Raw genomic sequence first — 20,141 nt, forward strand, 5'->3', positions numbered from 1 at the left:
TATTTATTAAAATTTAGGAGGAAAACATGTTTAAGAATTTTGTAGTGAGAAGACCGGGAAAGAGTGTGGTTTCAGGACAGACAACATCGGATTTGGGAGTGCCTGTATATGAAAAGGCATACAAGCAGCATGAACAGTATATAGAGGCATGCAGGGCCTGCGGTGTTGAAGTGAAGATAATGGAGCCGGACGAAGAATATCCGGATTCATGCTTCGTTGAGGATCCTGCCGTTGTTACGGACAGGATGGCAATCATCACAAACCCGGGAGTTGACACAAGACAGGGAGAGGAGATAAAGGTAAAGGAAGCATTGACTGAATTTTTCGATGACTTTGACCATATCGTATCTCCAGGTCACCTTGAAGGCGGAGACGTAATGCAGATAGGAGACCATTTCTATATAGGACTTTCAAAGAGGACAAATGAGGAAGGCGCGAGACAGTTCATTGAAATTGTTGAAAAGCACGGTTATACTGGATCGGTCGTTGAACTTAAGGAAATGTTCCACCTCAAGACAGGTGTAAACTTCATCGGAGACAACAGGGTCCTTGTAGCCGGCGAGTTCATAACTCATCCCGATTTCGAGAAATTTGAGAAGATAACCGTTCCGGAAGACGAGATGTACGCTGCCAACTGCGTAAGAGTAAACGACCACATAATCATGCCTGCAGGATTCCCCAAGCTTCAGAAAAAGCTTGAGGACCTTGACTACGACCTGAAACTTGTCGAAATGACAGAATTCCAGAAAATCGACGGAGGCCTTAGCTGCTTGTCATTGAGATTTTAATAATCTAAAAATAACCAAATACAGTAATACTTTAACAAACTAGAAATAAAACAGGATACATGTGAGGTCTCGACTTCGAAGTTCGAAAATTTTCCTTATATAATTAGAAATTTTCGTGCTGAGGGAGTAGGGAACATGTATCCTTTTTTATTTCGGAACCATATTAAATCATCCGGAGAATATACTAATCCAGTTGCAGGGTTCCTCTATTTTCAGGCATTGATGTCTGTATTTCTTTACATTGAAATTCAGTTATCCTATAATATTCTTATAGTAACTGCAAAATGGGGAAGTGATGACATGGATAACAATAGAAAACAGGCATACTATAAGGTAATTGAATATATAAGCGACCAGGTGGAAAAAGGTGCTCTTGGCAAAGGAGACAGGGTTCCATCTGAAAGGGAAATGGTGGATTTCCTGGGAATAGGAAGGAATTCAATAAGGGAGGCCCTTAAGATACTTGACATACTTGGAGTGGTAGACAGGCGACAGGGCGACGGGACCTATATTAAGGACCGTTTCGACAAATGGTTTTCAAGACCCATGTCTGTTGCCATTATGCTTTCGGAAACCAGCAGGAAGGAAGTTTTTGAGTTCAGGAACATGATAGAGGTCGAGATAGCTTCCCTTGCAGCCGAGAGGATTACGGATGAAGAAATCGAGGAACTGACGGAATGTTATGATGAGATGACAAGGACCGAGGATCAGGAGATCAGCACTGAATATGACTTGAAGTTTCACAGCATACTTGCGAAGGCTTCAAAAAAACATAATCATCATAAATTCATACAATGCAATGGACTATATGCTTGACCTTTTCATATATGATATAAGGATAGAAGCTTTTCTCAATGAAGGTCTGGAGCTGGCGGCAAGGGTTCATGACGACCTCTTTAAAGCGGTGGTTTCGAGAAATCCTGTTAAGGCGGCAGAAGCCATGAAGGCACATATGGAAGTTGTTAGAAGATACTACCACTAAAGGAGGCCGATATGCTTAAGGGAGATTCAAACAAGACATACTACCAGGTGATGGAGTATCTTACAGAACAGATAAGGATGAAAAAACTGAAAAAGGGTGACAAGATGCCTACTGAAAGAGAACTTGCCGAGTATCTTGGAGTGAGCAGAGCAGCCATCAGAGAATCATACAAAATACTAAGCATAGTAGGACTTCTGAGAAGTGCGCCCAGCCAGGGGACTTTCATAAAGGATGAGTTCGACGACTGGTTCATGGAGCCAATGTCTATAATATTCAAGCTGTCGGACACCACCATGAAGGATGTTCTTGAATTCAGGAAAATGATAGAGGTGGAAGTGGCAACCCTTGCAGCGGAAAAGATTACAGACGGGGAAATTGAAGTCCTTACGGAGTGCTACGAGAGGATGATCGGTGATGACGATGAGATGGTAAGGGCTGAATACGACAAGAAGTTCCACGGCACCATTGTCAAGGCTGCAAAAAATCAGATAATACTGAATGCATACAATGCAATGTCTCCCATGCTTCAGATTTTCACCCGGGACATAAGGTCTGTTGTAGTAGACAGTGAGTATGAGGGAATACTAGAAGAGCTCCACAGGAACATATACGAGGCAATCGTTTCCAGGGATGTGGAAGCGGCGAGGAAGAGCATGCAGGTACATATGGAAACGATAATCAAATACTATAAATAATCACAGAGGAGCTGCTATTCAAGCAGCTCCTTTATTTCGAATGCGATTTGGATCTTCAACCTGTCGTTGTAGTCGTTTATATCCAGGTTCAGTATTTCACAAATCTTGCCAATCCTGTAGTTCAGTGTATTGCCGTGTATGCCTAAACTTTCCTTTGCAGTAGTGTAGCTGCAGTTAGACCTTATATAGGTTTCAAGTGTCCTGATGAATTCATCCCTGTGCGAGGAGGGATATGAGAGAAGGGGACCCAGGATGTCGTCTGTGAATGACTCAAGATATGTTGTATCGTTTCTCGAAAGCAGTCCTTTCACCTTTAGATTGTCATAGAACATGCGCTTGTATTTTTTGCCGTATGTAGTCATGAGGCTAAGCACATATTCAGCGTTATTGTATGATTTGCTGAAATTACCTATACCGTGGAAGGAGTTGCTGACTGCAGTTTTGCAATGAACAGGCTGGCCTCTTTGACTGTTGTATTCTGACATTTTTGCTTCAATTTCCTTAATCAGGGATTCGATTTTTTCCATACTTTTGGAGTGACCGATTTCAACAAGGGACACTATGCCTGTTCCCTTAATGACTGAAAATGATTTGTTGAAATGATACTTCACAGTTTCTCCAACAGGTTTGTACAGTCGGTTCATTGACTTGAGCACGTTGAATTCAATTTCATTGCCATAGGATGAGTTGTTAAACTCCATCTTTGAAAGTATTATCCTGTATGTTCCGTTAGTGTCAATATTGTACTGCGAACAGCATTTTTCTATGTATTCAGGGGAGGTGTTGTTTATCAGGTTGTCGATGAACTCACCTTTCAGCGATTGTTCCATATTGAAGAGTTCGCTGCTTTTCAACTGTTCAAGGGCTGTAATCGTTGAAGCTCTTTCTGCAGTTATCCTTTTCAATTCTTCCAGCTTGTCCGTATCAGATACTATGCATAACCATCCCATTGATTCCTTGTTAACCATAATCGGGAATATATGGAGATATTTTTCCTGGTGGATACATCGATAGGCCATGGCTGTGTTTTTTCTAAGATATTTTATCATGTTTGGCAGTTCCCTGACTATTGAATCAATCTGGTCGCTTATTCCGGATGTATGATAACCAAAATTGTAGAGCTCGTCAATAATAAAAATATCGAGATTTAGGATGTTCTTGGATTCCTCAAGAACATCCTCGATTGTCCTCCCGTTAAGCATCATATCAGTGAACCTGGCGTGGATATCAGTTGAAAAACGATAGTTGTTCCTTTCTTTTTCGATGACTTTGGTATAATGGGAAAGTGTCCTGTTTGCTTCGACTTCCTTTTCATAGTTTTGAGCATTTACAATGGCTATAGTAGCCTGGACCGATATTGCTTCAAGGAACTCTACATCATCCTGGACAAGGGGAGTTGATTCATTGAGATTGTCGATTACAAGAACGCCTATAGGCTGGTCCCTGTGCATGAGGGGGCAGCAGATTGAGCTTTTGACAGCGGAGGAATCCAGTTCTGCCAGAACGGTCATATGCGTGTTTTCATCCTCCATTGTATCCATGTATTTCATAACCGTCCTTGTATCCTTGAAGAATACAGGCTCCCTCTTGTTGAATGCAAAGCCTGTCATGGATTCTCCTGGTTTTAGCTTTACATCCTTTACCGAATCCCCCATGCCGCTGTATGCTCTCATTTCAAGGAGATTGGTGTTTTGATTGTAGAGGAATATGGCTCCGATATCCCCACCGGGTAGAAGTTCAAAGCATCTGTCAAGGAGCGTTCTCAGTATTGTGTCCGTATCCTGTTTGGAGTTGAGTATCTTGGCTGTTTCAAGGAGTGACTGAAGTCTTAACAGTTTCTTGTTATCTATATTCTTATTATACATTTGCATTGGTCCTTATATAAAATTTACCTGCCGGGTGTGGAAAGAATCGATGATGTTTTATTTTAATCAGGTATAGGAATATTATAGTGAAAATTAACAAAAAAATCTATAGTAATTGGTTAATTATAACATGGTATATATTTGTCCTATCTGGTAGAATCAAATAATTTATAAAATAATATAAAGTGAGGATTTATTTATGGTATTCAATGTGGTTGGTGCTTTCAGCATCGTATTGTTGATTTTGACAATAGGCGAAATAGTATCTACGAAGACAAAGGCCTTCATACCTTCCGTATTCGTATCTGCAGTATTGTTTCTGGTTGGTTTCTGGACCGTATTGCCGGCAGATATAGTTACTCAGAGTTCTTTTGCAACTCCTGTTGTATATTTGTCCATGTATCTTCTTCTCACCCATATGGGTACCCTGATGAGCGTCAGGGAGCTTCTGGGACAATGGAAGACAATACTCATAGCCTTATCGGGCATCGTGGGCATATGCGCCATGACACTGACTATAGGAAGGGCAATGTTTGGTTGGCAGACAGTGGTTGCGGCAACACCTCCGCTGACAGGTGGCGTGGTCGCATCAATACTCATGTCGGGAGCAGCGACGGAAATGGGTCTTGCATCCATAGCCGTACTGGCTACATGCATGTACATCATGCAGGGCTTTTTCGGGTATCCCATTACAGCCATCCTGCTTAAGAAGGAAGCCAGAAGGCTTGCGGACCAGGTGAAGAACGGTGAAATGGATGTAAAGCATATGAAGAATTCAGTTGGTGCAGACCTGGCTGAAAAGGAAGATGCATCAAAAAGCAGGTTCAGGATATTCCCTCCGGTACCCGAGAAATACCAGTCCAGCTATGTGATTCTTGTGAAGCTCGGTCTCGTGGCTTGGCTTGCTGCAACTGTTGCACCATATATTCACCTTAACCAGTTTGTCGTATGTCTTCTTTTTGGTGTAATTGGAAGGGAAATAGGATTCCTGGAGGAAAAGGCGCTTGTAAAGGCTAATGCTTTTGGATTCCTTATGACGGTACTCATGGCGTTCATATTTGCCGGTCTGTCACAGGCTACTCCTGAAATGCTTGGAAAGATTGTAGGTCCACTCTTTGGGATCATAGTTCTTGGTGTAACGGGAATGGGTATAATGTCAATGCTGATCGGAAAGCTTTTAGGAGAGACGAAGGAGATGGCATTTTCCATAGCAATGACTGCACTCTACGGATTCCCCGCAGACTACATACTCACAATAGAGGCGGCCAAGTCGGTTACGGACAGTGATTCGGAATATGAGTATGCGATAGAAACAATGCTTCCAAAGATGCTGGTTGGAGGATTCACTACAGTTACAATAGCATCGGTAATAATAGCGGGAATATTTGTGAAGCTTCTGTAGCAAGGGTAAAATAACATAAAATCTGGATGACACCTCGAAAGAGGTGTCGTCTTTGGAAGGTGAGGAAATGAAGACGAACTTAGATAGAATAGTGAAAGACATTGAAGAACTGTCAAAATTCAACTCAACCCCCGGCAGGGGACTGACCAGGTTTTCCTTTACGGAGGAAGACAGGCAGGCGAGGAACTACATAAAGAGAGAGCTTGAGAAGCTGGATCTATATGTCTATGAGGATGCTGCAGGAACGGTTTTTGGCAGGATGAAGGATTATCCCGTGGAAATGCCGTCTATAATGGTAGGATCCCACTTCGATTCAGTGAAAAATGGTGGAAATTTTGACGGACCTGCAGGTATAGCAATGGGGCTTGAAGTTATGAGGAGTCTTGTGGAGAACAATGTAAAGACAGCCTATCCCGTGGAATTCGTAGGAATGATAGAGGAAGAGGGAGGCAGGTTTGGCGGAGGAGTCTTCGGAAGTAGGGCCATGACGGTTGGAGTGACTCTTGAGGAATTGAAAGCGAACTGTGACAGTGATGGAATATCCATGGCGGAAGCAATGGCATCCTTTGGACTTGAGCCTGAAAAGATTTCCAGTGCAAAAAGGAGTCCGGATGAAATAAGGGCCTTCATAGAACTTCACATAGAGCAGGGACCGGTTCTTGAAAAGGAGAACCTGGATGTTGGATTGGTTGAGTATATTGTAGGAATTGCAGAATACAGAATAGGCATCAAGGGTAGACCCGATCATGCAGGTACGACACCTATGAATCTCAGAAAGGATGCCCTCATTGCAGCCTCTGAGTTGGTATGCCAGATAGAAGAGCTTGCCCTGTCCCAGGGAGACGGGACGGTTGCAACGGTGGGAGCCATGGACGTTTTTCCTGGAGCTGCAAACATAGTTCCTGGTGAAGTTGAATTGACTGTGGACATAAGATCCAGAAACCAGGACTGCATAGACGGAGTTGTAGCTGGAATCAAAAGGTCTCTGAAGGACAAGGCTGATTCCAGGGGGCTGGCTTGGGAAATGAGAGAGCTTTTGAATGTAACTCCAGTAACCATGTCCGAAAAAATCTTGAATACAATGCAGGAAAAGGCTGATGAAGGTGGCATAGGATATAAAAAAATGACCAGCGGAGCAGGCCATGATGCAATGATAATGGCTTCGATGGTGGATTCAGGACTGGTTTTCGTACCCAGCAGGGACGGCAGAAGCCACTGCCCTGAGGAATGGACGGATTATGATCAGTTGCAAAAAGGCATAGAGCTGATTTATCATACAATACTTGGAATTGGAGAAGTGGAATAATGAATATTAAGGAACTGGCAAAAGAGTACAAGGACTATGCGGTTTCCATCAGGAGGGAATTTCATATGAATCCCGAACCGGCCATGAAGGAGGAAAGAACTTCCGACAGGATCGTGGAAGAACTGGAAATGTTAGGGATTCCCTGCAGGAAAGCTGCCGGAACAGGCGTGGTTGGAATCATCAAGGGAAAGACTGAAGGCAGAACCATCGCCCTTAGGGCCGATATTGACGCTCTTGAACTTCAGGAAAAGAATGAAATTGTATATAGATCAAAGGTTGAAGGCATGATGCACGGCTGCGGACACGACGGACATGCGGCAAGCCTCTTGACTGCGGCAAGAATCCTCAATGAAATAAAGGATGAATTCAGCGGAACTGTTAAGCTTTTGTTCCAGCCTGGAGAAGAGGTTGCCAAGGGTGCAAAAAAACTCATATCCGAGGGGGAACTTGAAGGAGTCGATGGAATCTTCGGAATACATGTATGGAACGGCATCGATGTCGGCAAGGTTTCCGTGGAGGAAGGCCCAAGGATGGCTTCGGCGGGAATATTCAACATCAATATTACCGGAAAGGGCGGCCACGGGTCAATGCCCAACCAGGGAATAGATTCCGTGGTTGTGGGTGCAGCGACTGTAATGAACATGCAGGCCCTTGTTGCCAGGGAAATCAATCCTTTGGATCCTGCAGTTGTAACCCTTGGAATATTCAATGCAGGAACGAGACAGAACATATTGGCAGGAGAAGCCTATCTTGAAGGAACAACCAGATGCTTCAGCATGGATGTAAACAACATCTTCGAGGAGCAGATAAGAAGGGTGGCTGAAAGGACGGCGGAGAGCTATAGGGCCAGAGCTGTACTTGAATATGAGCAGCTGGTGCTTCCAACCATAAACGACCCTGAAATGGCTTCCATCGGAGAGGATGCAGTAAGGAGTCTTCTTGGAAGCGAAGGTTTGGTGAAGTATGAGAAGACTACAGGTGGAGAAGACTTTTCATTCTATACGGTGGAGGTGCCTGGGGCTTTTGCCTTTGTAGGATCGAAAAACGAGGAAAAGGTCGAACTTTTCCCCCATCATCATCCGTGCTTCGATATTGACGAGGATGCCCTTGAGGTGGCTTCGGGTCTGTATGCCCAGTATGCAGTGGAATTTTTAGGGAGGTAAAGGATCATGAACAGTGAAACATACAGGAAACAAAGAGAATATGTCATCAGGATGAGAAGAGAATTTCATGAAAATCCCGAAACCAGCTGGAATGAAACAAGAACACAGAAGAGAATAATCGAAGAGCTTGAAGGGATTGGTCTCCATTGTGAAAAATGCGCAGGGACGGGAGTTGTTGCAACAATAAAGGGAGAGAAGCCCGGAAGGACTGTTGCATTGAGGGCGGATATCGATGCCCTTGAGATAGGTGAAGCAAGCGATGTTGAGTACAGGTCAAAAAAACAGGGACTAATGCATGCCTGTGGTCATGATGGACATGCAGCAATGCTCCTGGGTGCAGCCAGAGCCCTTGTGGAATCCAGGGATGAATTGAAGGGTAATGTACGATTATTGTTTCAACCTGCGGAGGAAACCCTAAGGGGAGCGAAGAAAATGATAGAGGATGGAGCCCTTGATGGTGTGGATGCCATCATGGGACAGCATCTGTGGAACAATATACCTGCCGGGAAGGTGAATGTGGAAAGCGGGCCAAGGATGGCCTCTGGAGACCCTGTAATAATAGACTTTTACGGTAAAGGCGGACACGGATCCCTTCCAAATGAGACGGTGGATCCCGTTGTAATGGCATCATCCTTTATAATGAATTCAAATGCAATGTTGAGCAGGGAGAAGTATCCAATGGAGCCTATGGTCCTGACATTTGGAGAAGTGAAGTGCGGAACCAGGTTCAATATCATACCTGATGAAGCCCATCTTGAGGGTTCATTGAGATGCTTCAGCCAGGAATCAAGGGAAAGTGCATGGAATAGAATCAGGGAGTATGCGGAATGTACTGCCTCAATGTTCGGTGGAAGAGCTGAAGTGAACATTCCCAAGGGTACACCTGCAACCATTAACGATGAAGTAATTGCAATGGAGGCCAGGAAGGTGGCTGAGAAGGTTGCCGGAAGCGACAACATAATGAATCTGGAGAAGACAACCGGCAGTGAGGACATGGCCTATTATCTTGATGAAATACCGGGAGCCATGGTATTTGTCGGATCAGGATTTGAGGACAGGGAGACATTTCCCCATCACCATCCTAGATTCGATATCAATGAAGATGCCCTGGAAATAGGAACGGGCATGTATTATCATTTTGCCATTGACTATCTAAACAGCAACTGAAAACGATAAGGCAGCAATGATGGATTGTTAATATATCTACTATACCCGGAGGCATTTACAAATGTTCTACCGGGTTATATAATATACTTAGTGGTTCTACCAAAAAATGGAGGTAAGTATGGAAAACAAGATTATTGAAGCTATGAAGAAAATAGTTGGTAACGACTGGGTTGCAAGTGATTCTGAAAAAATCGACAGTTACATCACCGATGAAACAGAGCAAGCAATAGCACCTGTTCCATGTTATGACTGTGTTGTGGTCAAGCCTGCCGATGCAAGTGAAATTTCAGAAATACTGAAGTATGCTAATGCGGAAAAGTGCACAGTAGTTGCCAGAGGTGGAGGTACGGGATGCGCCGGTGCAGTTGTGCCGATAAAGCCGAGCATTGTCATGTCTCTTGAGAGATTGAACAAGATTATTGATATTGATGAAGAAAACCTGATGGTCGAATGTGAGGCTGGAGTCACTCTATTCGATTTGGAGGATAAATTCAAAACTCATGACAGTCTTTTCTTTCCTGTACACCCCGGAGATGAAGGAGCACAGGTTGGAGGAATGATTGTACAAAATGCAGGCGGTGTAAGAGCTGTAAGGCATGGAGTAATGAGAAACCAGATCAAGGGTCTTGAAATAGTGCTTCCGACAGGTGAAATAATCAAGACAGGCGGAAAACTTATGAAGGACAATACCGGATATGACCTTACCCATTTGATGATAGGAAGCGAAGGTACCCTTGGAGTTGTGACAAAGGCCATACTTAAACTGTACCCCAAATCCAGCAATACGGGGAGTCTCCTGGTTTCTTTTGACGACAAGGCGAAGGCGGTGGAAGTTGTTCCAAAGATACTGAGAGCGGGGATTACACCTTTGGCTGCTGAATATATTGAGCGTGATTTCATGTTGAGGTCTGCAAAGGATCTGGGGCTGGAATGGCCTGCCAAGAAAGGTATAGTGGACCTTTATTTCATACTTGATGAAGCCAAGGAAGAAACACTTTACGAAGTAAGTGAAAAAATAGTTGAAATCTGCGAGGAAAATGGAGCGGTTGACAGCCTTATTGCCGAGACTGCCAAGGAGCAAAGAACAATCCTTGAAATCAGAAGTCACGGTTATCCCAGCGTACAACATATGGTGGTGGACATACTGGATGTGGCCGTACCTGTAAGCAAGATAATTGATTATATGAATGGAATAGATGAACTGGCCAAGAAATACAATGCTACAATTCCTTCCTTTGGTCATGCAGGCGACGGGAATATCCATAACTTCATTATGACAGATGATGGAGAAAAGCCCGAGGGTTACGAGGATCTATCAAAGGACGTATACAAGTTGGCAGTGAGTCTGGGTGGAACAATAACTGCAGAGCATGGTGTGGGCAAGATTAGAAATGAAAGGCTCGACATACAGTATTCGCCAAAACATCTGGAAATAATGAGAGGAATCAAGAATGTTTTTGATCCAAACAATATAATGAATCCTGGAACGGGAATAAGCTAGAATTAAAACAAGCCGGCAAAACTGCCGGCTTGCTGCATTCTTAGCAAAATTAGTATCTGAATGTTGCAAAATGCCTGTCCTCGTTGTTCATTTCCTCAGGACTGTATACCAGTACGTCTCCTCCGTTTTTAAGTGTGTTGATGGCTGCTATGTTTATGACGTTCTCGGCTTCTATTGTAGGCTCGAAAAGCTCATAAAGATAATTGAGATTCTCGTCATAGTAGCCCCACTTTTCTATGTTTGATGTGAGGAAAAGCTTGTTGATTCTGCCTTCGTATGATGCGGCTATTATATCTTCCAGTATGTCCGAACCGTTGCCTACACTTTTAGCCTCGCTGAATTTGTCCATCATTGCATCTGTTTTTTGATTAAACATTTCATACATGATTTTATGCGCTCTTTCCTTCAACTCCTTGGGATGGATATTGTCAGGATTGCCGTCAATATGCTGGTCCATCATATTTGGATACTTGTTGGCATCCTTGTACATTGAAGCGATATAGCTGACACCTGAAACAATGAGAGGAAGCTCTTTATTGGGCATGAATTCAAGTATGTCGTTGCTTACCATCTGCATGAACCTGTTTATGTGGTTTTTGTTGTCATCCGGACTTCCGCCATGACCGTGATAAATTGCAGAGGTTGAATTTGGATTACCGGAATGATACTGAAGCTGTCGTTCGGGATTGTCCATTTGCAGTGCCTCATCCAAGGATGTAGGCATATCCAACTCTATTTCATTAATATTGAATTCATCGCAGCGGTACAGTTTTATGTTTTTTTGACTCAATGACAAAAGGTAATAATTCTCGTCTTTTGTAAGCATTGACAAAAGAGGTATAATATTGAATTCTTTGGATACGTGAACTTTTTCCTGGAATTTAACCGGCATCTTGAAGTATTTGAAAGTATTGCCTGAAATGAAAAGGGCAAGACCTTCATTACTGTTCTGCCAGAAGATCAAATCTTCAATTAAATCATATGCTTCATTCAGGATGTTTTTGGTATCTGATTCTGAAATGTTGAGCAAGGAAAGCTTTTTCTCAGCTTCCTTAAGTAGATTCTTCAAGAGAATCCTTCCTTTCAGAATGTCCTTGCCTGCCTTTTCAGTAGGCAGATAGATGGAGATACATGGATCTGTTTTGGTTTTGATGAGCTTTAGAACATCATCTTTTCTTAATTGATTCATTAATAAACCTCCTTATAATATTTGAGTTATATCAGCAAGTATTAATGAAAACATTCTCAATTTATTTGCTGTCGCATAAAACGCGACATGGTTAGGCAATTATAGGGAAAGTATTATGATTATTGTTATAGTGAAATGTTTAAATTGATGAGAAACAAGGTGAGTAACTGTTGAAGCAATGAAGTTGTTTTGTCTATAATAATTATATCATATTTGAACTTGATGAACTACAAGCTGGGAGATTAAATTTTGCAAACAACATAACTTTCCCTACTTCAAATTGATGTGAATATACGGCTAACGGCTTTACTTTAAAGTACATTTACCCTATAATGAGTCTAGAAACTGGAGTGATAATATGAACAATTCAAAAGACAAACAGGCATATGAACATGTCATAGAATATATCGGACAACAAGTGGAGGAAGGACGGCTTAAAAAGGGAGACAAGATCCCTACAGAGAGAAAGCTGGTTGAAATACTTGAAATAGGAAGGAATTCAATTAGAGAAGCCCTGGAAATACTCGACATGCTTGGCATCGTTGAAAGAAGGCAGGGCAGCGGAACCTATATAAGAAAAGATTTCGACAGTTGGTTTTCAGGACCGATGTCCATAGCCTTCATGCTTTCGGATACAGGTAAACATGAGATATTTGAATTCAGGAACATGATAGAAGTGGAAATGGCGACTATTGCAGCTGAAAGAATTACAGATGATGAAATTGAAGAATTAAAGGACTGTTATGAAAAGCTTATCAATATTGATGATGAATTCATAAATGCAAAATACGACAACAAGTTTCACAGTCTTCTTGCCAGGGCTACTAAAAACATTATATTGATTAATTCGTACAATGCCATGGAGTATATGATGGATATGCTTATTTACGATGTTAGAACAAGAGGGATTCTATCGGAAGGGAAGGATCTCCTTGTGAGAATTCACAGGGAAGTTTGTGAAGCTGTTGTTGAAAGAAACCCTGTAGAAGCAAGAGAAGCAATGAAAAGGCATATGACTGAAGTAAGAAAATATTTCGAATAACAGGGGTGGTTTAATGATAAGGGCAGATTCGAACAAGACCTATTACAAGGTTATGGAATATCTGGTTGAAGAAATCAGATTGAATAGAATAAAGAGAGGCGACAAGCTTCCTACCGAAAGAGAACTGGCAGAAGCATTGGAAGTCAGCAGAGCGGCAATCAGGGAGTCATACAAGATACTAAGCATCGTCGGACTCATTGAGAACAGGCCGGGAAGCGGTACCTATATCAAGGATGAATTTGATGAATGGCCTGAGGGGCCTATGGCGATAGTAATTAAGCTTACAGATGCAACGACAGATGATGTCCTTGAATTCAGAAAGATGATCGAGGTTGAAATATCAACCCTGGCAGCGGAAAGAATCACTGAAGCTGAAATTGAAAAGCTCAAGGAATGCTATGGGGAAATGTTGAATGCAGAAGGGGAAGTGGAAAAGTCGAAACTTGACAAGAGGTTCCACTATCTAATTGCCAAGGCATCAAAAAACAGCATCATACTGAATGCCTACAATGCAATGGCACCAATGATTCAACTCTTCACTTACAATATAAGGCATACGGTACTGGAAAATGAAAGTAAGGACATACTTGAAACACTTCACCGGGACATATATGAAGCAATAATTAGCAGAGACCGGGAAAAGGCGAGAAACAGCATGAAAATTCATATGGATATGATCAATAAATATTACCAATAGGATAAGGAAAGCCATGGACAGTGAAATAATTGTAAGAATAAATAAAAGATATATTAAGAAATACAAGGAGGGATATCCTCTGATCTTCAAGGAGGCGGTCAACAATATCCATGACTTGAAGGGCGAGGGAGCAATACTGAAGCTTGTCGACGATAAGAACAAGTTTGTTGCAAGAGGATATTTCGGAAGGCAGAATAAGGGATACGGCTGGGTCCTTACAAGAAAGGATGAGGCTATAGACCGGAAGTTCTTCCAGAACAAGATAATTACGGCCCTTAACAAAAGGGCACCCTTCTATTTTGACGAGGACACCACCGCCTACAGGGTATTCAACGGCGAAGGTGACGGAATAGGCGGCTTCACAATAGACAACTATGACGGGTATTATCTTATAAACTGGTACAGCAAGGGTATTTACAGATTCAAGGATATAATTGTAGAAATCCTCAGCAGGATGGTTGTTTACAAAGGAATATACCAGAAGAAAAGATTTGATGACGGTATTGAGGAAGATGATTTTGTCATGGGTGAAAAGGGTGAGTTTCCAATAATAGTCAGGGAAAGCGGAGTGAACTTTGCCATTTATCTTGACGAAGGAGACATGACCGGAGTGTTTCTTGACCAGAGAGAAGTGAGGAAAAGGATAAGGGACAAGTATTCCAAGGGGAAGACGGTGCTTAACACCTTTTCATATACGGGCGCTTTTTCAGTGTTTGCAGCCCTCGGCGATGCCAAAAGCACTACAAGCGTCGACCTTGCCAACAGGAGTCTTGAGAAGACAACTGAACAGTTTAACATCAACGGACTAGACCTTGATACGAACCATATAGTGGTGGAGGATGTTTTCAACTATTTCAAGTATGCAGCAAAGAAGGAAATGAAGTTTGATCTTGTGATACTTGATCCACCAAGTTTTGCGAAATCAAAGAAGAACATATTCAGTGCAGACAGGGACTACAAGGACCTTCTGAAGGAGGTCATAGACATAACCGAAGATGGAGGAGTTATTGCAGCCTCCACCAACTGCGCATCATTCAACATGGACAAGTTCAAGAAATTCATCGATACCGCCTTTGTGGAAAAGGGAAAAAGGTACAGAATACTCGAAGAACATTCGCTTCCCGTTGATTTTGCTACCATTGAGGAATTCAGGGAGGGGAACTACCTGAAGGTGGTGTTCATCTCCGTAAGTTAATCGAAGATGGACATCTGATAGTGTTCGCTGTCGGAAATATTGGAAAGTGAGACTCCTGCGAGTCTGACTTTCTTTTTTAGTTCCACTCCGTCCAGCACAAGGTCCATTGCTTCCTTGAAGAGGTCGTAGCTTGAGGTATATGAAGTCAGGCTGTGGCTTCTGGTTATCTGTTCGAAGTCCTCGTATTTGATCTTCACGGTAACGGTCTTGGCAAGCTTGTTGCTTTTCTTCAGTCTGTCGGTGATCTTAAGGAGATATATGTCAAGGACCTCCCTGATGTATTCCCTGTCTTTTGTATCTTCGCTGAAGGTTGTTTCCCTCCCGTAGGATTTTCTGATGCTTGTAACCTTTATGCTTCTGTTGTCGATACCCCTAATCCTGTTGTATATTTCCTCGGCACGGGACTGGCCGAAGATATACGACAGGCTTTTTATATCATATTGGAGAAGATCTCCAATGGTAAAAATACCGATATTGTTGAGCTTGGCTGCAGTCTTTTTACCCAGTCCGTGAACCTTTAGTACAGGCAGAGGAATCAGGATGTCAGGAATGTCCTCTTCGGTAATCTTGAAGATGCCGTCGGGCTTGTTCCAGTCCGAGGCAAGCTTTGCCAGGAACTTGTTGTAGGATATGCCTATGGATATTGTTATGCCGATCCTGTTTTTCACTTCTTCCTTTATCCAGACAGCAATGTCATGGGGATCTTCATCAAGGTCGGTAATATCCAGATATGCCTCGTCTATGGACATTTGCTGAATGCTGTCAGTCACTTCATGAAGTATTTCAAAAACCTGTGAAGAGATTTCCTTGTACCTTTCCATATGGCCTCTTACAAATATTCCGTTGGGACACAGCTTGTGGGCCATTACACTGCTCATGGCACTGTGAACTCCGTATTTTCGCGCTTCGTAGCTGCATGTTGCAACTACACCTCTCTTTGAAGTGCCTCCAACTATTACAGGCTTTCCTTTAAGTTTTGGATTGTCCAGCTGTTCCACTGATGCAAAGAATGCATCCAGATCGACATGAAGTATCTTTTTTTTCATAATATCCGTCTCTTTTTCAATCTTTTAAATATTTACATAAGCACTCGAACTAATGTTCTTTCATTATATCATATAACAAGGAAAATTGTGCTGGATTTTAGATGTTTTTCATGAGAATTTTGTGAATTTTTTTGAACAAAGTATCTTTTCACAATATTGACAAAGTCTGCAAAAAGTGGTATAAATTAATTAAGGATTAGCACTCGTTGGTGGAGAGTGCTAAAAATGAATAGAGAGGAGTTGTTGACATGGCTAATTTAGTACCTTTCAACAGAAGGAGACGGGATTTGGAAAGATTCGGTTTTGGAGATTTCCGCAATATGCTGGATGGTTTTTTTTCGGATTCATGGATACCTGAAAGGACTCTGATGCACGATACTTTCAAGATTGATGTGAAGGAGAATGAAAACGACTATGTAGTAGAGGCTGAACTTCCCGGTGTGAAAAAGGAAGAAATCGACCTTAAGCTTAACGACGGCAGACTTTCAATTTCCATCAAGCGGGATGAAAGAATTGAAGAAGAGGAGAAAAATTACATCCACAAGGAAAGAAGATTCTGTTCAATGAGCAGAACGGTATATCTGGAAGATGCAGAGACGGAAGGAATCAATGCAAAGCTTGAAGATGGACTTCTAACCATAATGATTCCAAAGAAGGATAAGAAAGACAGATCCAAGAGAATAGATATAGACTAGCAGAAAGCACGGTCCTAATAATGGGACTGTGCTTTTGAAAGCTTAAGATATTAAATGCAATTAAAAAATCGCTTTCCTTATTGACAAAAAATAGATTATGTGTTAATTTTAATAATAAGTTAATATGAATCTTCAGGGCAGGGTGAAATTCCCGACCGGTGGTACAGTCCACGAGCCGAGAGGTTGAACTGGTGTAATTCCAGTACCGACAGTAAAGTCTGGATGGAAGAAGTGTTTGTTTCTACAAAATATGTTACAATGTATAACTGTATAGTTTTGTATGACATTTTTATGATTATGACTCTGGAGATTTTTCTTCAGAGTTTTTTTATTTCTAAGCTATTGTATACAACTCCAATAGTTAAGAGCTGTTAAAGAAATACTGTGAATAAACAAAAAAACTTTAAATAGGAGGTAGTATGGACGAACTTTATATGAAAAGAGCGATAAACCTGGCGAAGAAGGGCACGGGGCATACGAGTCCGAATCCTCTTGTTGGAGCGGTTATAGTGAAAGACAATCGGATTATTGGTGAAGGTTACCATGAATACTATGGAGGCAACCATGCAGAGGTCAATGCAATAGAGAGTGCCACTGAGGACGTGGAGGGAGCGACAATCTATGTAACGCTTGAACCCTGTTCCCATTTCGGAAAGACTCCTCCCTGTGCCAAAAAAATTGTGGAATCCAAATTCGCCAAAGTCGTAATAGGAATGACGGATCCCAACCCCCTTGTGGCCGGAAGAGGCATACGGATAATAAGGGATGCAGGAATAGAAGTTGTAACGGGAGTTCTTGAGGACGATGTGAAGGAACTTAACGAGGTGTTCATCAAGTACATACTTACAAAAAAGCCTTTCTGCTACATGAAGTATGCCATGACACTGGATGGAAAGATTGCATCATGGTCCGGGGATTCCAAATGGATTACCAGTGAAAAGTCCAGGAAGTATGTCCACGACATAAGGCAGAAGGTTTCTGCAATAATGGTGGGGATAGGAACAGTCCTGGCGGACGATCCAAGCCTGACGACAAGAAGGGACAGTGAGCTGGACAAGGATGCAGTAAGGGTGATTCTTGATACCAGATGCAGGATTCCTCTCGATGCCAGGGTACTTAATCTTGAATCAAGTGTTAGAACCATAATTGCCACAGGTTCATCATATGATGAAAAGCTTGAAGCATTGAGGGAAAAAGGTGCTGAAGTCATAGTAACCCCTCTCAAGGAAAATCGCATAGACATAAAATGGCTCTTTGATGAACTGGGAAGAATGGGATTGGATTCGGTCCTTCTGGAAGGGGGCGCCACCCTCAACTATAGTGCCCTTGAGGCCGGAGTAGTAGACAAGGTGATGGCTTTTGTGGCTCCAAAGATGATAGGCGGACAGAATGCAAAGACTCCTGTGGAAGGTGAAGGAATAACCTATATAAGGGATGCCGTGAAGCTTAAGGATATAGACATAAAAAGATTTGACGAGGATATACTCATAACCGGAATGATTGACAATAAAGATAAGGAAGAAGGTGATTGATTGTTTACTGGGTTGATTGAAGAAATAGGAACGGTGAAAAAGATTGTGTCGGGTAGCAGTTCTGCAGAAATAACAATCAAGGCATCGAAGATAATGGATGATGTTAAGCTGGGAGACAGTATAGCCACAAATGGGATCTGTCTTACGGTTACAAGATTTACCGGCGATGAATTTACTGTGGATGCAATGCCTGAAACAATGAGGGTGACAAACCTTAAAAACCTGAAAAACGGAAGCCGGGTAAACCTTGAAAGAGCTTTGAAAGTAGGAGACCGGCTCGGGGGACACATAGTGTCAGGCCATGTTGACGGTACGGGAAGGATTGTTGGATTCAAAGAAGATGATAATGCAATATGGGTTGAAATCAGTGCGGGAAGGGAGATTTTGAAATACATCATTCACAAGGGCTCCATTACCATAGACGGAACAAGTTTGACTGTTGCGGCCCTTGGAAAGGAAAGTTTCAAGGTTTCCATCATACCTCTGACACAGGAAGAAACAACGCTGACAGGCAAGAAGGTTGGAGAAGAGGTAAATCTTGAATGCGACCTTGTAGGAAAGTATATCGAGAGACTGACGTTGTTCAAGGAAGAGGCAAAGGAAGAAAAAAAAGGAATAGACATGGATTTTCTAAAAGAAAATGGATTCTATTGAAAGGGGATACAAAATGAAATTCAATACGGTAGAAGAAGCAATTGAAGATATCAAAGCAGGAAAAATGGTAGTAGTGGTAGACGATGAGGACAGGGAAAATGAAGGCGACCTTCTCATGGCTGCAGAAATGGCCACTGATGAAGCAATCAACTTCATGGCGATGCATGCCAGAGGGCTTATATGCACTCCCATGGAAAAGGAAAGGCTGGAGGAATTGAAAATATTTCCGATGATTACTGACAGCACCGATCCCAAGGAGACGGCTTTCACTGTCTCTGTTGACCATATAAGTTCAACTACAGGCATATCATGTCAGGAAAGGGCCAATACAATACTCCAGCTTGTAAATCCGGAGTCAAGACCTGGAGATTTTACAAAACCTGGACATATCTTTCCTCTGGCGGCAAAAGACGGAGGAGTTCTGAAGAGAGCAGGACACACTGAGGCTGCTGTAGACCTTGCAAAGCTTGCAGGACTGTATCCGGCAGGCGTAATATGCGAGATAATGAACGACGACGGTACCATGGCAAGGGTTCCCCAGCTTATGGAATATGTCAAGAAGCACAACCTGAAGATAATATCCATTGAGGCGCTTATTGCCTACAGGAGAATGAAGGAAGTGCTTGTGGAAAGGGTTGCGGAAGCCAACCTTCCGACAAAGTACGGCGAATTCAGGATGATAGGTTTTATAAACAAGCTAAATGGAGAGCATCATGTGGCACTTGTAAAGGGCGACATCCAGGAAGGCGATGAGGTTTTGGTAAGGGTCCACTCGGAATGTCTTACAGGGGATGCTTTTGGATCAACAAGGTGCGACTGCGGAGAGCAGTATGCCGAAGCAATGAAAAAGATAGCTGCCGAGGGCAAGGGAGTACTTCTTTACATGAGGCAGGAAGGAAGGGGAATAGGTCTCATAAACAAGATCAAGGCCTATGCACTTCAGGATCAGGGAATGGATACGGTGCAAGCGAATATAGAGCTTGGATTCCCGGATGACATGAGGGATTATGGAATAGGTGCACAGATACTATACGATTTGGGTGTCAGAAAGATGAGGCTTATGACCAACAATCCCAAGAAAATCACCGGATTGTCAGGATATGGCATTGAGGTAGTCGACAGGGTGCCTATACAAATGAACCACAATGAAAGAAATGAATTTTATCTGAAAACAAAAAAAGAGAAAATGGGCCACATGCTGGACTTCGAGGAGGAAGAATAA

At 42.5% G+C, this 20,141-nt stretch carries 19 protein-coding genes and 1 riboswitch; of the genes, 16 read left to right on the forward strand and 3 right to left on the reverse strand.

Annotated features, from left to right (window positions below):
• Positions 1-26: 26 nt before the first annotated feature.
• The 4 genes from BUB05_RS02200 to BUB05_RS02210 all read left to right on the forward strand — a co-directional run bounded on the left by BUB05_RS02200 (position 27) and on the right by BUB05_RS02210 (position 2,465).
• On the forward strand, positions 27-788 hold the full coding sequence (locus BUB05_RS02200; protein ID WP_073046469.1) for a dimethylarginine dimethylaminohydrolase family protein: 762 nt from the start codon (positions 27-29) through the stop codon (positions 786-788).
• A 300-nt stretch (positions 789-1,088) separates the two neighbouring features.
• Positions 1,089-1,604: a FadR/GntR family transcriptional regulator gene (locus tag BUB05_RS02205; protein WP_175548493.1), complete on the forward strand. Its 516-nt coding sequence runs from the start codon at positions 1,089-1,091 to the stop codon at positions 1,602-1,604.
• A complete protein-coding gene (locus BUB05_RS18535) occupies positions 1,588-1,770 on the forward strand; it encodes a hypothetical protein (protein WP_139257918.1) in 183 nt (60 codons plus the stop codon). The genes BUB05_RS02205 and BUB05_RS18535 overlap by 17 nt, the downstream gene beginning before the upstream one ends.
• A gap of 11 nt (positions 1,771-1,781) precedes the next feature.
• Entirely contained in the window at positions 1,782-2,465 is a 684-nt protein-coding gene (locus BUB05_RS02210; RefSeq protein WP_073046471.1) for a FadR/GntR family transcriptional regulator, read from the forward strand.
• 14 nt (positions 2,466-2,479) lie between these two features.
• Here BUB05_RS02210 and BUB05_RS02215 read toward each other — a convergent pair whose 3' ends face one another.
• Positions 2,480-4,330, reverse strand: a complete 1,851-nt coding sequence (locus BUB05_RS02215) for a helix-turn-helix domain-containing protein (RefSeq protein ID WP_073046474.1) — start codon at positions 4,328-4,330, stop codon at positions 2,480-2,482.
• A gap of 199 nt (positions 4,331-4,529) precedes the next feature.
• Between BUB05_RS02215 and BUB05_RS02220 the strand changes: the two genes are divergently transcribed.
• The 5 genes from BUB05_RS02220 to BUB05_RS02240 all read left to right on the forward strand — a co-directional run bounded on the left by BUB05_RS02220 (position 4,530) and on the right by BUB05_RS02240 (position 10,869).
• Positions 4,530-5,732, forward strand: coding sequence for a hypothetical protein (locus BUB05_RS02220; protein ID WP_073046477.1), 1,203 nt, complete (start codon positions 4,530-4,532; stop codon positions 5,730-5,732).
• Between the two features lie 67 nt (positions 5,733-5,799).
• A complete protein-coding gene (locus BUB05_RS02225; protein ID WP_073047156.1) occupies positions 5,800-7,038 on the forward strand; it encodes a Zn-dependent hydrolase in 1,239 nt (412 codons plus the stop codon).
• A complete protein-coding gene (locus tag BUB05_RS02230) occupies positions 7,038-8,201 on the forward strand; it encodes an amidohydrolase (protein WP_073046480.1) in 1,164 nt (387 codons plus the stop codon). Before BUB05_RS02225 ends, BUB05_RS02230 begins: the two co-directional genes overlap by 1 nt.
• Positions 8,202-8,207: 6 nt before the next feature.
• A complete protein-coding gene (locus BUB05_RS02235) occupies positions 8,208-9,368 on the forward strand; it encodes an amidohydrolase (protein ID WP_094762651.1) in 1,161 nt (386 codons plus the stop codon).
• Between the two features lie 118 nt (positions 9,369-9,486).
• A complete protein-coding gene (locus BUB05_RS02240; protein WP_073046491.1) occupies positions 9,487-10,869 on the forward strand; it encodes an FAD-binding oxidoreductase in 1,383 nt (460 codons plus the stop codon).
• 49 nt (positions 10,870-10,918) lie between these two features.
• On the opposite strand, the gene BUB05_RS02245 is transcribed toward BUB05_RS02240, so the two are convergent.
• Positions 10,919-12,058 (reverse strand): baeRF7 domain-containing protein, encoded by a 1,140-nt coding sequence (locus tag BUB05_RS02245; protein ID WP_073046492.1) that lies wholly within the window; start codon positions 12,056-12,058, stop codon positions 10,919-10,921.
• 358 nt (positions 12,059-12,416) lie between these two features.
• Between BUB05_RS02245 and BUB05_RS02250 the strand changes: the two genes are divergently transcribed.
• Genes BUB05_RS02250 through BUB05_RS02260 form a run of 3 tightly spaced genes read left to right on the forward strand, consistent with a single transcriptional unit; the run spans position 12,417 to position 14,992 of the window.
• A complete protein-coding gene (locus BUB05_RS02250; RefSeq protein ID WP_073046497.1) occupies positions 12,417-13,100 on the forward strand; it encodes a FadR/GntR family transcriptional regulator in 684 nt (227 codons plus the stop codon).
• Between the two features lie 13 nt (positions 13,101-13,113).
• A complete protein-coding gene (locus BUB05_RS02255) occupies positions 13,114-13,797 on the forward strand; it encodes a FadR/GntR family transcriptional regulator (protein WP_073046500.1) in 684 nt (227 codons plus the stop codon).
• A gap of 13 nt (positions 13,798-13,810) precedes the next feature.
• Positions 13,811-14,992: a class I SAM-dependent rRNA methyltransferase gene (locus tag BUB05_RS02260; RefSeq protein ID WP_073046503.1), complete on the forward strand. Its 1,182-nt coding sequence runs from the start codon at positions 13,811-13,813 to the stop codon at positions 14,990-14,992.
• On the opposite strand, the gene BUB05_RS02265 is transcribed toward BUB05_RS02260, so the two are convergent.
• Positions 14,989-16,038 carry a DNA polymerase IV gene (locus BUB05_RS02265; protein WP_073046505.1) on the reverse strand — a complete coding sequence of 350 codons (1,050 nt, stop codon included), beginning with the start codon at positions 16,036-16,038 and terminating at the stop codon, positions 14,989-14,991. The genes BUB05_RS02260 and BUB05_RS02265 overlap by 4 nt on opposite strands.
• A 248-nt stretch (positions 16,039-16,286) precedes the next feature.
• On the opposite strand from BUB05_RS02265, the gene BUB05_RS02270 reads away from it, so the two are divergent.
• The 4 genes from BUB05_RS02270 (at position 16,287) to BUB05_RS02285 (ending at position 20,141) form a co-directional block, all read left to right on the forward strand.
• Positions 16,287-16,733: an Hsp20/alpha crystallin family protein gene (locus BUB05_RS02270; protein WP_073046508.1), complete on the forward strand. Its 447-nt coding sequence runs from the start codon at positions 16,287-16,289 to the stop codon at positions 16,731-16,733.
• Between the two features lie 124 nt (positions 16,734-16,857).
• Positions 16,858-16,971: riboswitch (FMN riboswitch) on the forward strand.
• A gap of 181 nt (positions 16,972-17,152) precedes the next feature.
• Positions 17,153-18,265 (forward strand): bifunctional diaminohydroxyphosphoribosylaminopyrimidine deaminase/5-amino-6-(5-phosphoribosylamino)uracil reductase RibD, encoded by a 1,113-nt coding sequence (gene ribD, locus BUB05_RS02275; protein ID WP_073046512.1) that lies wholly within the window; start codon positions 17,153-17,155, stop codon positions 18,263-18,265.
• The gene (locus BUB05_RS02280) at positions 18,266-18,919 is read left to right on the forward strand and encodes a riboflavin synthase (RefSeq protein WP_073046514.1); all 654 of its coding nucleotides are present in this window, start codon (positions 18,266-18,268) and stop codon (positions 18,917-18,919) included.
• A 13-nt stretch (positions 18,920-18,932) separates the two neighbouring features.
• Positions 18,933-20,141 carry a bifunctional 3,4-dihydroxy-2-butanone-4-phosphate synthase/GTP cyclohydrolase II gene (locus BUB05_RS02285; RefSeq protein ID WP_073047160.1) on the forward strand — a complete coding sequence of 403 codons (1,209 nt, stop codon included), beginning with the start codon at positions 18,933-18,935 and terminating at the stop codon, positions 20,139-20,141.

Origin of the sequence: Dethiosulfatibacter aminovorans DSM 17477 (assembly GCF_900142005.1) — a bacterium.
Classification (GTDB): Bacteria; Bacillota; Clostridia; order Tissierellales; family Dethiosulfatibacteraceae; genus Dethiosulfatibacter; species Dethiosulfatibacter aminovorans.